This window comes from Cutibacterium acnes, assembly GCF_003030305.1.
Lineage (GTDB): Bacteria > Actinomycetota > Actinomycetes > Propionibacteriales > Propionibacteriaceae > Cutibacterium > Cutibacterium acnes.
Window position 1 is genome coordinate 137,023 of sequence record NZ_CP023676.1, and the last position, 14,872, is coordinate 151,894.

General features: G+C 61.9%; 12 protein-coding genes, 1 tRNA gene and 1 pseudogene. 10 read left to right on the plus strand and 4 right to left on the minus strand.

Going from position 1 to position 14,872, the window contains the following annotated elements; translation table 11 throughout:
* Positions 1 to 36: 36 nt before the first annotated feature.
* From CPA42_RS00640 to CPA42_RS00675, 8 genes are read left to right on the plus strand one after another with little or no spacing between them, the layout of a single operon-like run.
* On the plus strand, positions 37 to 228 hold the full coding sequence (locus CPA42_RS00640; RefSeq protein WP_002518618.1) for a hypothetical protein: 192 nt from the start codon (positions 37 to 39) through the stop codon (positions 226 to 228).
* On the plus strand, positions 225 to 314 hold the full coding sequence (locus tag CPA42_RS00645) for a potassium-transporting ATPase subunit F (protein WP_002524221.1): 90 nt from the start codon (positions 225 to 227) through the stop codon (positions 312 to 314). The genes CPA42_RS00640 and CPA42_RS00645 overlap by 4 nt, the downstream gene beginning before the upstream one ends.
* A complete protein-coding gene (gene kdpA, locus CPA42_RS00650; RefSeq protein ID WP_002515780.1) occupies positions 314 to 1,984 on the plus strand; it encodes a potassium-transporting ATPase subunit KdpA in 1,671 nt (556 codons plus the stop codon). The genes CPA42_RS00645 and kdpA overlap by 1 nt, the downstream gene beginning before the upstream one ends.
* A 2-nt stretch (positions 1,985 to 1,986) precedes the next feature.
* A complete protein-coding gene (kdpB, locus tag CPA42_RS00655) occupies positions 1,987 to 4,101 on the plus strand; it encodes a potassium-transporting ATPase subunit KdpB (protein WP_002515846.1) in 2,115 nt (704 codons plus the stop codon).
* 12 nt (positions 4,102 to 4,113) lie between these two features.
* Positions 4,114 to 4,719, plus strand: a complete 606-nt coding sequence (gene kdpC / locus CPA42_RS00660) for a potassium-transporting ATPase subunit KdpC (protein ID WP_002515896.1) — start codon at positions 4,114 to 4,116, stop codon at positions 4,717 to 4,719.
* 40 nt (positions 4,720 to 4,759) lie between these two features.
* Entirely contained in the window at positions 4,760 to 7,252 is a 2,493-nt protein-coding gene (locus CPA42_RS00665; RefSeq protein ID WP_002550939.1) for a sensor histidine kinase, read from the plus strand.
* Positions 7,249 to 7,932 carry a response regulator gene (locus CPA42_RS00670; protein WP_002512833.1) on the plus strand — a complete coding sequence of 228 codons (684 nt, stop codon included), beginning with the start codon at positions 7,249 to 7,251 and terminating at the stop codon, positions 7,930 to 7,932. Before CPA42_RS00665 ends, CPA42_RS00670 begins: the two co-directional genes overlap by 4 nt.
* Before the next feature lie 3 nt (positions 7,933 to 7,935).
* Complete coding sequence (locus CPA42_RS00675; RefSeq protein ID WP_002525240.1) at positions 7,936 to 8,460, plus strand: EXLDI protein; 525 nt, start codon at positions 7,936 to 7,938, stop codon at positions 8,458 to 8,460.
* Positions 8,461 to 8,952: 492 nt separating this feature from the next.
* Here CPA42_RS00675 and CPA42_RS00685 read toward each other — a convergent pair.
* The 4 genes and pseudogenes from CPA42_RS00685 to CPA42_RS13480 form a co-directional block, all read right to left on the minus strand.
* A tRNA-Ala gene (locus CPA42_RS00685) sits at positions 8,953 to 9,025 on the minus strand.
* A gap of 139 nt (positions 9,026 to 9,164) precedes the next feature.
* Positions 9,165 to 10,415, minus strand: coding sequence for a M16 family metallopeptidase (locus tag CPA42_RS00690; protein ID WP_002518622.1), 1,251 nt, complete (start codon positions 10,413 to 10,415; stop codon positions 9,165 to 9,167).
* Positions 10,416 to 10,537: 122 nt separating this feature from the next.
* Positions 10,538 to 10,996: a M16 family metallopeptidase gene (locus CPA42_RS13475; RefSeq protein WP_002525239.1), complete on the minus strand. Its 459-nt coding sequence runs from the start codon at positions 10,994 to 10,996 to the stop codon at positions 10,538 to 10,540.
* A 73-nt stretch (positions 10,997 to 11,069) separates the two neighbouring features.
* Positions 11,070 to 11,810, minus strand: a pseudogene (locus tag CPA42_RS13480) (M16 family metallopeptidase); the annotation flags it as partial.
* A 205-nt stretch (positions 11,811 to 12,015) separates the two neighbouring features.
* Here CPA42_RS13480 and CPA42_RS00705 point away from each other — a divergent pair.
* Together CPA42_RS00705 and CPA42_RS00710 are read left to right on the plus strand one after the other, a co-directional pair.
* On the plus strand, positions 12,016 to 12,435 hold the full coding sequence (locus tag CPA42_RS00705) for a DUF5318 family protein (RefSeq protein WP_002518625.1): 420 nt from the start codon (positions 12,016 to 12,018) through the stop codon (positions 12,433 to 12,435).
* Entirely contained in the window at positions 12,428 to 14,773 is a 2,346-nt protein-coding gene (locus tag CPA42_RS00710; RefSeq protein ID WP_002515734.1) for a transglycosylase domain-containing protein, read from the plus strand. The genes CPA42_RS00705 and CPA42_RS00710 overlap by 8 nt, the downstream gene beginning before the upstream one ends.
* Positions 14,774 to 14,872 lie beyond the last annotated feature (99 nt).

The window sequence follows — 14,872 nt, forward strand, 5'->3', positions numbered from 1 at the left end:
GTGTTAGGAAAACGTCAGGATCCCGCACATCCCCATATGGGATCCGTAGGGAAGCGCGACAGCGGCCGGGTCACGCGGTTTCGATGGGTGGTGGTGCCACAACCGGCACCCCGGAAACCCCGGGTCGTCGTCAAGGAGCCCGTCATGCTCGACGTCATCTGGCTGCTCGGTGTCATCGCCTTGTTCATCCTGCTCGCCCTGTGCGTGAAGGGGGTCGATGCGCTATGACCATCCTTAATCTGGTGGCCGCCATCCTCGGTATCGCCGCCGTTGTGTATCTCGTGATTGCCCTTATCCGCCCGGAGCGTTTCTAATGACGTGGATCTGTTTCCTGGCGGGTCTGGCTCTGCTCGCCATCGCGCTCGGTATCGCTCAGCATCACCTGGGCACCTACATGGCCCGTGTCTTCACCTCTGACAAGGACACGAGGGTCGAGACCTGGTGTTACCGCGTCATGGGGGTCAATCCCCGTGCCGGTCAGACGTGGAAGTCTTATGCTCGCGCAGTACTGGCTTTCAGTTTCTGCGGAGTCGTCTTCCTCTACGCTCTGCAACGTCTCCAGCCATGGCTGCCATGGTCCCTGGGGAAGGGATCAGTAAATCCGGCGGTCTCCTTCAACACCGCGATCTCTTTCGTCACGAACACCAATTGGCAGGCCTACTCACCGGAGGCGACCCTCGGGCACTTCGTCCAGCTCGCTGGCCTGTGCGTGCAGAATTTCGTCTCCGCCGCTACCGGCATCGCGATTGCTGTTGCGCTGATTCGCGGATTCGTTGGCCACGGTGAGCACACCATCGGCAACTTCTGGGTGGATCTCACCCGCTGCACGTTGCGCATCCTCATGCCGATTGCCGCCGTAGCGGCTTTCCTGCTCATCGCTGGTGGCGCGGTCCAGAATTTCACCGGGTTCCTGCACGTGACCGGTGTGGCTGGCGGAAACCAGGTCATCCCGGGCGGTCCCGTCGCCTCTCAGGAGGCCATCAAGGAGCTTGGCACTAACGGTGGTGGTTTCTTTAACGGTAACTCGTCTCACCCCTTCGAGAATCCGCAACCGTGGACGAACATGCTCGAGATCTTCCTCATCCTGCTCATCCCGTTCTCGCTGCCTCGCACCTTCGGGAAGATGGTGGAAGATGTGCGGCAGGGCAGGGCGATACTCGCTGCGATGGTCGTCCTGTTCACCGTCAACCTATGTGCCATGGCCGCTGCCGAATTTTCTGGCCACGGTACTGCCGCACGCCTCGCGGGAGCCCCGATGGAGGGCAAGGAGCAGCGCTTCGGATTGGCTCAGTCGGTCCTCTTCGCTAACTCGACGACGATGACCTCCACCGGCGCAGTCGACTCGATGCACGACTCCTTCACCGCCATCGGAGGGATGTTCACCCTGCTCAACATGATGCTCGGCGAGATTAGCCCTGGCGGTGTGGGGAGCGGTCTCTATGGCATGCTCGTTATCGCCGTCATCGCGGTCTTCATCGCCGGCTTGCTGGTCGGTCGTACGCCGGAATACCTTGGCAAGAAGATCGGCCCGCGTGAGATGAAGCTATCGGACTTGTACATCCTCGTGATGCCGACTCTGGTGCTATGCGGCGTAGCCTTGAGCCTGGCCGTCCCGGGCCTACGCAGTAGTGTCAATACCTCGATCGCCAACCCGGGCGAGCACGGGCTGTCCGAGCTGGTATACGCCTTCACCTCAGCCGCCAACAACAATGGTTCGGCCTTCGCCGGTTTGGACGCCTCGACGAACTGGCTGTGTGCCGCCCTCGGTGCGGCCATGCTCCTCGGGCGCTTCGTACCGATCATCCTCATCCTTGCCCTGTCGGGTGCCTTGGTCGAACGTGAACCAGTGCCCGTCACCGCCGGCACCCTTCCCACGCACAATGCGTTGTTCACGACCCTGATCGTGTTCACCGCGATCCTCGTCACAGCGCTTGTCTTCTTTCCGGTCCTCACGCTCGGACCGCTGGCCGAAGGACTGATCTGATCATGACCGTCATCCCTTCGAATTCGCGTTCCCGCGGTCTCACCGGGACTCAGGCGCGTCAGGCCCTGCCCGGAGCCCTTCGTAAGCTTGATCCGCGTTTTCAGTGGCGCAACCCGGTTATGTTTTTGGTGTGGATTGGCGCAGTCCTGACAACCATCATCGCTGGCCTGGAACTGCTCACTGGTGTCACCGACGGCGGTGTTTCCGTCGGTTTTTCCATGGCCATTGCGGTGTGGCTGTGGCTGACCGTCATCTTCGCCAACCTTGCCGAGTCGATCGCTGAGGGTCGCGGCAAGGCCCAGGCCGAGTCATTGCGCAAGACCCGCACCGCCACCAGCGCGATTCGCGTCGACGGGTGGGACGAGCGGAACGATCCGTCCGCCGAGCACACCACGACAACCGAGGTCGTCTCCTCGGAGCTCAGGTATGGCGACGTCGTCGTCGTGGCGGCGGGCCAGACGATCCCTGGTGACGGCGACATCGTCTGGGGCATCGCTTCGGTCGACGAATCGGCCATCACCGGTGAGTCAGCCCCCGTGGTACGGGAGTCCGGCGGCGACCGTTCTGCCGTCACCGGTGGTACGACAGTGCTTTCGGACCGTATCGTCGTCAAAATCACCTCGAAGCCCGGGCAAAGTTTCGTCGACCGCATGATCGCCCTGGTTGAGGGGTCCGGACGTCAGAAGACCCCCAACGAGATTGCCCTCAATATTTTGCTGGCGAGCCTCTCGATTGTCTTTGTCCTCGTCACCCTGACCCTCAACCCGATTGCGTCCCTGGCCGCCAGGCCGGTGAGCGTCACGGTATTGGTGGCGCTGCTGGTCTGCCTCGTCCCGACGACGATCGGTGCTCTGCTGTCGGCCATCGGCATCGCGGGTATGGACCGCCTGGTGCAGCACAACGTGTTGGCAATGTCCGGACGCGCGGTGGAGGCCGCTGGCGACGTTACGACTCTTCTGCTCGACAAGACTGGCACCATCACCTACGGAAACCGTCGTGCCAGCGAATTCATACCGATGCCGGGTGTGAGCGACAAAGAGATTCGCGACGCGGCCGCCCGGTCTTCGCTGGCCGACCCCACTCCCGAGGGCACCTCCATCGTCGACCTGGCCCGCGAGCAGGGCTTCGTCCCCGATGCCTGCGGCGAACAGGGGAAAGTCGTCCCCTTTACCGCTCAGACCAGAATGTCGGGCATCGACCTTCCCGACGGCACCAAAATCCGTAAGGGTGCCGGATCTGCTGTACGCGCCTGGCTGACGGAGTCCCACATCAATATGGACATCGACACGCTGGCGCACATGGATCGCCGGGTCGACTCGGTGTCCCAGTCCGGTGGTACTCCGCTCGTCGTGGCGGTACGCACCCCCGACCACTCGGGCAAGGTGCTCGGCGTCGTTCACCTCAAGGACATCGTCAAGGAGGGTCTAACCGACCGGTTTGCTGAGCTGCGTCGAATGGGCATCCGCACTGTCATGGTGACCGGAGACAACCCGCTGACCGCAGCCGCCATTGCCAAGGAGGCTGGCGTGGACGATTTCCTCGCCGAGGCCACCCCGGAGGACAAGCTCGCCTACATCCGCAAGGAGCAGGAGGGTGGCCGGATGGTCGCGATGACCGGTGACGGCACCAACGATGCCCCGGCTCTGGCCCAGGCGGACGTCGGCGTCGCGATGAACACCGGCACCTCGGCTGCTAAGGAGGCCGGCAACATGGTGGACCTTGACTCCGACCCGACGAAGCTCATCAGCATTGTCGGAATCGGCAAGCAACTACTCATCACGCGCGGTGCCCTGACGACCTTCTCGATCGCCAACGATATTGCCAAGTATTTCGCGATCATCCCAGCGATCTTCATGGCGACCTACCCGGGTCTGTCGGCCCTCAATATTATGGGTTTGCATTCCCCAGCGTCGGCGGTGCTCTCGGCGATCATCTTTAACGCCATCATCATCGTTATTTTGGTTCCGCTGGCCCTCAAAGGCGTGGCATACAAGCCCGCCGGGGCGTCGAAAATCCTCGCACGGAACCTGCGCATCTACGGGTTGGGCGGTGTTGTTGCGCCGTTCATCGGCATCTGGCTTATCGACCTGATTATCCGTCTCATTCCCGGCTTCTGATCGGAGTTCATCATGATCATCTCCTCTAGGACTCGCACCGTCCTCGTCGGGTTGCGCTCGATGCTGCTGTTTACTGTTATCGTCGGCGTCGTGTACACCGGCCTTATGACTGGGCTGGGCCAGTTGATGCTCCATCATCAAGCCAACGGCTCGCAGTTGGAGGTCAACGGCAAGGTGGTCGGCTCGACCCTCATCGGCCAGTCCTTCACCGACAAGGGTGGAAGGCCGTTGCCGAAGTACTTCCAGCCGCGTCCCTCGGCTGCCGGTGACGACGGTTACGATGCCGGGTCCTCGGGCGGTTCCAACATGGGCCCGGAAAACCCGGACCTGGCGAAGGCCATCAAGGAGCGTCGCAGCCAGGTGGCGGCCTTCAACTACGTCGATGCTGACCGGGTACCCGCTGATGCTGTGACGGCGTCGTCGTCGGGTCTGGACCCACATATCAGCCCCGAATACGCCAATATCCAGATCGCTCGGGTGGCGAAGGCTCGTCATCTCGACAAGGCCGTCGTACGGCGGATCGTTGACGATAACACCACGGGACGCCAACTCGGGTTCCTCGGTGAGACTAAGGTCAACGTCGTGACGCTCAATGCCGAACTGGATCGCCAGCACTGACGGTGCTGACGGTCGGGTAATCATGGCCTAGGAGGACGCGGTGGCTGTTCGGGGAAGGTTGCGGGTGCTGCTGGGCGCGGCACCGGGCGTCGGCAAGACCTACGCCATGCTTGACGAGGGCAAGCACCTGCGCGCCGGGGGGTCTGATGTCGTTATCGCCGTTGTTGAGACTCACGGCCGGGCAGCTACTGCGGCAATGACCGAGGGGATGGAGGTCATCCCGCGGCACTACGTCGAGTGCCGTGGCATTGAGCTGCCGGAGATGGATCTTGACGGGGTGCTGGCCCAGCACCCTGACGTCGCCCTCGTCGACGAACTTGCCCACACCAACGCCCCCGGGTCCCGTAATGAGAAGCGTTGGCAGGACGTTGAGGAGCTTCTGGAGGCCGGGATTGACGTCATCTCGACGGTCAACATCCAGCACATCGAGTCTCTCAACGACGTCGTTGAGCAAATCACTGGGGTACCACAGCGCGAGACTGTCCCGGACACCGTGCTGCGCAGGGCCAGCCAGGTGGAGGTCGTCGACCTCGCCCCGCAGGCCCTGCGCGACCGATTGTCGAGCGGCAAGGTGTATCCGGCCGAGCGGATCGACGCGGCCTTGTCAAACTACTTCCGGCTCGGCAATCTCACCGCCCTGCGTGAGTTGGCCTTGTTGTGGGTGGCCGACGAGGTCGATCACGCGCTGGCCGACTACCGTAGCGAGCACGGTATCGACTCCCGTTGGGAAGCCCGTGAACGGGTAGTCGTCGCCCTGACAGGGGGTCGGGAAGGCGAAACCCTGTTGCGACGCGGTGCCCGGATCGCGGTTCGAGCCGGTGGCGGAGAGTTGCTGGCGGTGCACGTCACCACCGAGGACGGGCTGCGCTCCCCGCATCCGGGGGAACTAGCCCGGCAACGAGGGTTGGTGGACAAGCTAGGAGGATCCTTCCACCAGCTCGTTGGCGATGACATCCCCGAGACTCTCATCGAGTTCGCGAAGTCGGTCAACGCCACCCAGCTCGTCATCGGGGCTAGTCGGCGCGGCAAACTTTCGCGGCTGTTGACCGGACACGACGTCGAGGCAGACATTATCCGGGCTTCCGGTGCTATCGACGTTCACATCGTCAGTCATGACGCCCAGGCGAAGGCGCTGCGTTTGCCGCGGATGGGTGGGTCGTTGTCGACGCGGCGTCGGATCGCTGGTTTCGCTGTGCTGGCGGTGCTCGGGCCACTCTTGACGTTGCTGTTGGTGTCGTCGCGTAGCCCGGAGGCGCTGACGACCGATGTGCTGGCTTACGAGTTGCTGGCCGTCGTGGTGGCCTTGGTAGGTGGGGCATTTTCGTCGCTCATTGCGGCTCTGGCCTCGGGTTTTGCGCTGGACTATTTTTTCACCAAACCTTTCTACACCGTCACCGTCAACGAACCGTTACACCTGGTGGCACTGTTGCTGTACCTGCTCACCGCGGCCCTGGTGAGTGTTGTTGTCGATCGCGCTGCCCGTAAGACCCGGGTGGCTCGACGCGCCGCCGCTGAGTCGGGACTGTTGCAGTCGGTGGCCGGTTTGGTGCTGCGCGGCGAGGACGCCGTTGAGTCGTTGTTGTCCAGGGCGACTGAGGCTTTCGGGTTGTCTGGGGCGCGATTGATGACCGACGGAAAGGTTGTGGCAAATTGGGGTACAACGAGTGATCAAGTCACGGAGCATCGCATCGACGACCATACCGTGGTGGAATTCCACGGCCCGGAGCCGGACGCCTCGGAGCGTCGGCTGATGTCGGTCATCGCCGCCCAGTTGGGGACAGCCTTGGAGCAGCATCAGCTGGAGGAGACGGCGAAGGCGGTGGAGCCGTTAGCGGCCACCGACCGGGTGCGCACGGCGTTGTTGTCAGCGGTCGGTCACGACCTGCGCCGCCCCCTGGCGGCTGCCACCGCCGCTGTGTCTGGGCTGCGCAGCGAGTGGTCGAAGCTTTCTGACCAAGATCGTGCCGATTTGTTGGAAACCGCTGATGAGGCGTTGTCGCAGTTGGCGAATTTGGTCACCGACCTTCTCGACGTCTCCCGGTTGCAGTCGGGGGTGCTGGGGGTCTCGGTGATGCCGGTAGACCCGGCTGAGGTCATCATGCCGGCGCTGGACGAGTTGTCCCTGGGGCCGGCCGACGTCGAGATCGACCTGGGTTCTGACGTTCCCGAGATGGTCGCCGACCCAGCCTTGCTGCAGCGAGTTGTCGTCAACCTGTTGTCGAATGCGCTGCGTTACGAGCCGGCGGGCAGCCGGGTGCGGTTGGCGGAGAGTAGCTTCGCCAACCAGGTGGAGATTCGAGTCATCGATCACGGCCCGGGGATTCCAGAGGACCGTCGCGACGATGTCATGGTGCCTTTCCAGCGGCTGGGTGATACGGATTCCAGCGTAGGGCTGGGGCTTGGCCTGGCGCTGTCGAAGGGGTTCGTCGAGGGAATGGACGGCACCCTGGCCTTGGAGGACACTCCCGGCGGGGGACTGACGATGGTGATCAGCTTGCCCCGGGTAGGGGTTGAGGAGGCAAGTGTTCAATGAGAATTCTTATCGCTGATGACGACCCGCAATTTTTGCGAGCCTTGCGGATCACTTTGGGCGCCAGGGGATACGAGGTCTTGTTGGCGCGTGATGGGCAGCACGCCTTGGAGATGGCCATCGATCACAAGCCGGACATCATTTTGCTGGATCTCGGGATGCCGCGTCTCGACGGGGTAAAGGTCATTGAGGCGGTGCGCGGCTGGTCGTCGGCGCCGATCCTGGTGATCTCGGGACGATCCGGGTCGGCCGAGAAGGTGGAAGCCCTTGACGCTGGGGCTGACGACTACGTCACCAAACCATTCTCGATGGATGAGTTGCTTGCCCGTATCCGCGTGTTGACAAGGCGTATTGGCCAGGACGAGGTAGATGAGGAACCAATCGTCGCTTTCGGGTCGGTGTGGGTGGATCTGGCTGCGCACACCGTGACCCGTGACGGGGCCAATGTCAGGCTGACGCCGACCGAGTGGCGGGTGCTGGAGCTGCTCATCCGTAATGAAGGTCGGCTGGTGACTCGTCAGACCATGCTGAGTCAGGTCTGGGGCTCCGAGCACGTCACCGACACCGGCTACCTGAGGCTCTACATTTCCCAGTTGCGCAAGAAGCTGGAGCCCGAGCCGAGTAGGCCGCGGTATCTCATCACTGATGCCGGAATGGGGTACCGGTTGGTGCTTGACCCCTGATATATGCATATAATAATGCACATGCCCACTAGAAACGTGTATGTCTCCGACGAAGACCAAAACCTGTTCCAAGAAGCAGCCGAGCTTGCAGGAGGGTTTTCACCTGCAGTGAGCGAAGCTCTGCGCGAGTACGTGAAACGTCGCAAGCTGATGAGGGGAGGGGCCGAGCAGGTTGAGGTAGATCTGCGTACTGACGGGATCGATCACCGTGTCTCGTTCATGGGGCGTCGGTTGGTCAAGGTGCAACGAGACCACGAGCAGGGCTGTCGCATTGATACCGTCTACGCGACTGCCAGGAAGCAATTTGCCGTGGTGTCGAAGGTGCGTCGTGTTCTGCCAAGCTGGGCCGGAGGCAAGGAAGATCTTTGGTCGCATCCAGAAACGTGGGACAAGGAATTCTGGACGGTCGGAGATCGTACGCTTAAAGTTTTTGCGAATTTGGATGAGTTGCGAGCGGCCGATGGTGAACTTGCAGAACGGGTCGACTCAGCGCTGCACGTCGCACCCTATGAGGTTCTGGACATTTAACACGTAGGGGGCTTAAGCGGTGGCCTGAGAGGTAGTGGTCGTCCATCTGCCGGCTACCACGTTTGACTGTTTTCGCTCGTCAGAAGCGTTTCGTCACCGATCAGTGGACCTACTACGTAGAGAGTTTGACGGCTTTGGCTCGGCCGCACGAACTGTGTGTGCGTTGGTCGCGAGGGGTTTACCGGGCATTAAAGCGGCCACCGGAACCCTGTGTTGTGGACTTCCGGGGTCAGTCTGTCCGCTCACTTGAGATGGCTCAACATTTCTGACCGACGCCGAAGTCTACGAACGCTGCGAAACGTCAACCGACGCCTTTGCAACCAAGCCTTCTTCACCAAGATCACATCGACGAAGACGACCAACTCCGCGTCGAGAACAACCGACCCTTCGAAATGCACCCCGACCCTCAGATCAACGCCAACGCCCTCACCTGGGCCCAAGACAGCAACAAGGCCCGAATCGAAACCAAGGGTTCGAGCCTTGTGCGTGGGGTGGAGCATAGGGGACTCGAACCCCTGACCTACTGCTTGCAAAGCAGCCGCGCTACCAACTGCGCCAATGCCCCGTGGACCTCCATAGTGTAGAGGATGCGCGGTGGTTTGGGCGAGTCGAAGCCTCGCGCAATGCCGTCTGGTCCTGCCAAAAAGTCGAGATTGTGACGGTACCATCGCGTTTTCGGGGCAGTTTGCGACGCATCGGCCCGGTTACGACAACACCTCGGCGGGACTAACGATAACGGCCTCGAGTCCACGCTCAGCCAGTGCGGGAGCCAACTCTTCGGCCTGACCGCAGATAGCGATCCGCCAGCTGTCGGGGATCAGCAACTCCCGCCAGGCTCGGTTCACCGACCATTCCCCAGCACTCGCCCTCGCTGATGCCACGGCGGCGAGGTGATCGTCGACCCAGTTCGGTGCCAGTCCGGCCCCGACCAGAGCTGCCACTTGGTGGGCGACCGCACCGGCGGTGTCGTACTGCAATGGGGCGATGCCAACCGAGTGGTCGCGGGCGGCATCCACTTCGTCGGCCCTCAGGTCGTCGCTGGAGGTGAGAATGCGTAATGCCTCGGCCACGGCGTCGGCTCCAACCTCAGTGCGGAAGGACCCCGCAACGGTCGCCACTCCACCATCGGGGAGTGGGCGGCTCGACATTCCGACCCCGTAAGACCATCCCTTGTCTTCCCGCAGCACCTGGTTGAGACGCGACCCGAACGTTCCGCCGAGGGCTCCGCATGCGACCTTGAGGGCAGCCCAACCCGGGTGGGAGCGCCCCACAGTGGCCTGCTGGATACGCACGTCGGCCTGCACAGCGTCGGGGCGGTCGACAAGAATCACCCGTGGTCCGTCGAGGCGTGGCTGGAGTGGAGCAACCTGCGAGGGGGAACCGCTGGTCGTCCACTCCTTGAATATTGACAAGTCGAGGTCCTCGACTCCCTCTCCGGCAACCACCAGCACGGCATCGGAGATCGTCCAGTGCGCGGCCCAGAATTCTCGTGCGGCTGCAGCGTTGAGCTTTTCTACCGACGAGAGGGTACCGATCGTGGGCAGGGACGACCGTGACCCCACTGGCCATAGCGCCCGTGCTGCTGCCATCTCGGCTAGGGACGATCCGCGCTGGCTGGTCTGGGCCAGGGAGGCTCGCGACGCGTCGATCTGACGAGCGATGTCCTCTTCGACCAGGCTCGTGGTGTTCAACAATTCGACGAAGAGTTCAGCCGCTGCATCGAACCTTGTCACGGGCACATCGACGCCGACGTGGCTTCCGGCTAACCCGGCCGAGCCGTCGTAGCTGGCCCCGATCGACTCCATGGCCTCAGCGAAAGCTGCGCCGGGATGGGGGCCGGTGGATTCGTCAGCTGTGCGGACGACGAGCCCAGCAAGGCCCTCGAGACCAGCAGGTTCGGCACACAGGGGCGCTTCCAACCCGATTTCCATAGTGACGATGCGCTGGCCAGGCATCGGAACGCGCACTACCGTGAGGCCGGTTGGCAGGGTCTCGACGAGGCACTGTGGAAAGGACCACGGCGAGCCAGGACGCACGGTGGGGCGACTGGTGAGAGGACGCTCATTACAGGTTTTCATCACGCCTCCTGGTGGACGACGGTTGACGCTTGATGGGGGGATAGCCACCGTCTTGCGGCTTCGGCAATGTGGTCCGCGGTGATAGCCCGGATGCGGTCGAGGTGAGTATTGACGAGGGCAGCGTCTCCTAGTAGCGACTCGTGCATATTGAGTAGGTCAGCCCGTTCATCAACGACGGCCAACGACTCCAACCAACTTCGTTCCACCTGGGCGCGCGCTCGCTCTAGCTCGGCCTGGCTCGGTCCGTTGGTGGCGAGTTCGGTGATGATCTCATCGACAGCCCCGGTCAGTTCTTTCTCGGAGACCCCGGGCTTGAGGTGTGCCGACACTAGAGCTGCCGACGCTCCTCGTGCCAGCCCAAAGTCGTTCATACCCACTCCATCGACGAGGTGACGTTCCCTTTCCAGGGTGCGAATGAGCCGTGAGCTCATCCCCGATCCGAGTATGTCGGTGGCCATGGCGACGGTGAGTATTGTCGGGGTTGGTGATGGGTGGAGTAGCCCATGCCCGGGTCACCGCAGTTCGCGGGAGGGGGCGCGTAACGACGACCCGAGGGTTGTCGTGGCGAACTCGTCCCTGAATGCGCTCGGGGAGGTCCCCGGTGGCAGCGGGAACCGCCCCGAGGTATTTATCGGCCAAGGTCAACCCTTCGTCGGCTTCAACACACCCGGAAATGACAAGAACGGCATTGTCGGGCCGGTACCAGGTGGAATGAAAGGCGGTGACGTCGTCGAGACAGGCGGCGTCGAGGTCGGGGACCGAACCGATGGTTGGATGACCGTAGGGATGCTCGCCGCCGAACCTTCCGTCAAGGAGCAGATCGAATAGGTCCCCATAGGGGGTGTTGTCGTAACGCTGCCGCTTCTCCTCCTTGACGACCTCGCGTTGGGTTGCCAGGTTTGCCTCGGTGACGGCCAAGTGCGCCAGCCGCTCAGCTTCTAGCCACAGTGCGAGTTCCAGCGCCCCGGCCGGTACTGTCTCGAAATAGTTGGTGCGATCGAAGCTGGTCGACGCATTCGCTGACCCACCCACCGACTCGATCGTTGCCAGATGTTCGCTTGATGCGATGCCGCTCGTCGTGCCCGAGAACATCAGGTGTTCGAAGAGGTGGGCGAACCCAAAATGGCCGGGTTCCTCGTCTGCCGACCCCACTCGATACCACATATTGACGGCAACTCCGGGAGAGGTGGTGTCGGGATTAACGACCACGCGCATCCCGTTGTCGAGTGTCGCGCGGTGTAACTGGAGGGCTTCGGACATAGGTCCGAGCATAGGGGTAGTGGCTCGGGCCCCTCCACGAGACCGGTGTGGTGAATGTGTTGGGGACGGGGTTTGATGTCAGTAGGGGTGGTAACTCTCACCTCTCCCACCCTGATTGCCACACGGGGCTCGAAGCACGTGCGGCGGATTCTTCGAGAACGCACCGTCGAACACTGGTGCTGCGAAGTCGTCTGAGCAGCGCCGTACTCTAGAGGGCATGCAGACGCAGCGAAACGTGGTTTCCCACGCTCTGCAACGCCGACACACCCTGGAGGCGTTGCGCAGCCCCCAGGTCGATCTCAGCGCCCCAACGGCGTGCGACGCCGACCCCATGCTGGTACGCGCCGCCATGCACCATGGCGAGCCCCTCAACCACGACTGTCCGGTCTGTGAGTCCCCGCGCTTAGCCCTGCTGCGCCATGCTTTCGGCCACCAGCTGGGCCAATATTCGGGTCGCATCCGTACCCTGGACGAACTAGAGGAGATGGAGCACCAGTTCGGCGAGTTTCACGTCTACGAGGTCGAGGTTTGCCCCGACTGTCTGTGGAATCACATCCTCGTCGACTACGTCCTAGGTGACGGTCGACGCCGCCGCCCACCTCGCCATCAGCCGACCGTGGAGGACATCTATGGCTGACCACAAACCCGCCAGAGCATCGAAGCGCCACGCCCCCGCGACTGGGGGCGGTGCCGGAAGGGCTCGTCGGGCCGCCGGGAGGCCCAGCCGTCATCCTAGGCTGGGCAAGTTTCTCCGGGGTTTGGTGATCGCAATCTTGTCTTTGGTGCTTATCGCCGTCGTTGGGGTCTTTGTCGCCTATGAGCGCACCGAGCTTCCCGACCCTAACCGCGACTTCCAGACGAACACCTCGTTTATCTACTACCGGGACGGCAGTCGCCTCGGGTCTTTCTCGGTACAGAACCGTCAATCGATCCCTTATGAGACGATGCCGAAGACTCTGCGTGACGCCGTCGTCTCGGCGGAGAATCGCACTTTCTGGTCCGATCCGGGTATCTCGGTCAAGGGCATGACGCGCGCCGCCTGGGCGATCGCTCGCGGTGGTGAGATGCAAGGCGGCTCGACGATCACCCAGCAGTACATCAAGGTGTTGTACCTGTCCCAGGAACGCACCATGGGTCGCAAATTCAAGGAGCTCCTCCTGGCCGTGAAGACGGGCAAGGAGGTCTCTAAAAAGGGCATTCTCGCTGGATATCTCAATACCATCTACTTTGGCCGGGGAGCTTATGGTGTTCAGGCTGCCGCTCGGGCTTTCTTCTACACCGATGCTTCGAAGCTCACCCTGTCTCAGTCGGCGGTGTTGGCTGCGGTGCTTAACAGCCCGTCAAATTTCGATCCCAGCGGTGGCGTAGGCGCTCGCGAGAGGTTACTCCAGCGATACCGGTACGTCCTCGACGGAATGCTGGAGGCCGGCAATATCACCCAGGCTCAGCACGACGAGGCTTATCGGCAGCTGCCGAAATTCCCGAAGGTCCCCGACTACAACCGATGGGCGGGAACCGACGGCTACCTCATGAAGTTGGTTTACGACGAGCTCATCGCCAGAGGGTTCTCCGATCAACAAATTAAGGGCGGTGGCCTCAAGGTGACGACCACCCTGGATCGTAAGGACCAGCAGGCTGCCGTGGCTGCAGGCCAGAAATATAAGAAAGTTGCTGGCCGCAACGCTGGTCCTGAGGGAGCCAAGAATCTACATCCTGCGCTTGCCTCAGTCGACGTCAGCTCCGGCGGTGTCCTGGCCCTTTACGGTGGCGATGACTATATTTCCAATACCCGCGATTGGGCGCTTACTGCGCGCCCGGCGGCATCCACCTTCAAGACCTACGCGGCCATAGCAGGGATGCGCCATGGATTCAGCTTGCGTTCCCGGTTGGAAGGTAACGCTTTCACACCTGACGGGGATAGCACCGAGGTTCACAACGAGAACGACCGGAACTACGGCACCGTCAGTTTGCGTCAGGCTATTGCGAAGTCGATCAACACCGCCTTCGTCGACATGGTCTCACGGATTAAGAATGGTCCGAGGGCTGTTGTTCAGGCCGCTACTGACGCCGGTTTGTCTCAGGGAACTGGGTGGGATCTGAATAACCGGATCGCTTTGGGAACTGCTGAGGTGAGTCCACTGGCTCAGGCGGGGGGCTATGCGACGATTGCCAATGACGGCAAAAGGGTTACCCCACACATTGTGGACAAGGTTGTTGACCAGTCAGGCAAGGTCCTCTGCCAGGCACCCACGCCGTCGAAGCAGACCATTGAGGCTGATATCAGCCATGACGTCAGCTACGCCCTGCAGTCAGTGGTTGAGGAAGGCACTGGACGGATTGTGGCCGGCTTTGACCATCACGTGGCCGGGAAAACGGGTACTTCGGGAGTTGGTCACGGGGTGACGTCGGCGTGGTTTGTCGCCTACACCAAGCAGATCTCGACGGCTGTCATGTTTGTGGCGGGGGATAGCGGCAACGAAAACCTTAACCGCTACGCCCGTGAAGGGGCTACCGGTTTCCACGGTGGTGATTACCCGGCTCGCACCTGGCTCGACTATATGCAGACGGCGATGAGGGGGATGCCCAACAAGTCCTTCGCTGCTCCAGACTGGGTGAATCTGTCAGGTAAGCATTATGGCTCCACCAACCGTCCGCAGGTGTCGGTCGAGGATGATTCCGATCGCGACCGGTCGAACCAGAATGATCCAGAGTCGCTGGGTAGGCCGTCTCCGACGCCGACTCGCACGTCGGCCTCCAGCCCAGAGCCGTCATCGGCGCCTTCTCGGGAGCAATCCTCTGAGCCCTCAGCGACGAGAACGGCGTCGGCCCATACACACACCTCTAAACCCACACAGACGTCACAGCCTGCGCACACCTCTAGACCGACTCATACCTCCACCCACACCTCTCGTCCGACCTCGGGCGAGACGACGCACGGTGGGAACCAGCTGAGTGGTCGGGCACAGAATGGGTAGCCTGACCACGTGACCATCCCTGATCCGAAAGAAGACGCCATGGCAGCTAGGAGGTGTGCTGTCGCACACCCAAATGATGGATCCCCGGGTTACACGGCT

Coding starts and splice junctions, on each gene's coding strand:
- CPA42_RS00640 (WP_002518618.1), top strand. CDS start 37: ATGGGATCCGTAGGGAAGCGCGACAGCGGCCGGGTCACGCGGTTTCGA.
- CPA42_RS00645 (WP_002524221.1), top strand. CDS start 225: ATGACCATCCTTAATCTGGTGGCCGCCATCCTCGGTATCGCCGCCGTT.
- kdpA (WP_002515780.1), top strand. CDS start 314: ATGACGTGGATCTGTTTCCTGGCGGGTCTGGCTCTGCTCGCCATCGCG.
- kdpB (WP_002515846.1), top strand. CDS start 1,987: ATGACCGTCATCCCTTCGAATTCGCGTTCCCGCGGTCTCACCGGGACT.
- kdpC (WP_002515896.1), top strand. CDS start 4,114: ATGATCATCTCCTCTAGGACTCGCACCGTCCTCGTCGGGTTGCGCTCG.
- CPA42_RS00670 (WP_002512833.1), top strand. CDS start 7,249: ATGAGAATTCTTATCGCTGATGACGACCCGCAATTTTTGCGAGCCTTG.
- CPA42_RS00675 (WP_002525240.1), top strand. CDS start 7,936: ATGCATATAATAATGCACATGCCCACTAGAAACGTGTATGTCTCCGAC.
- CPA42_RS00690 (WP_002518622.1), bottom strand. CDS start 10,415: ATGCCTGGCCAGCGCATCGTCACTATGGAAATCGGGTTGGAAGCGCCC.
- CPA42_RS13475 (WP_002525239.1), bottom strand. CDS start 10,996: ATGGCCACCGACATACTCGGATCGGGGATGAGCTCACGGCTCATTCGC.
- CPA42_RS00705 (WP_002518625.1), top strand. CDS start 12,016: ATGCAGACGCAGCGAAACGTGGTTTCCCACGCTCTGCAACGCCGACAC.
- CPA42_RS00710 (WP_002515734.1), top strand. CDS start 12,428: ATGGCTGACCACAAACCCGCCAGAGCATCGAAGCGCCACGCCCCCGCG.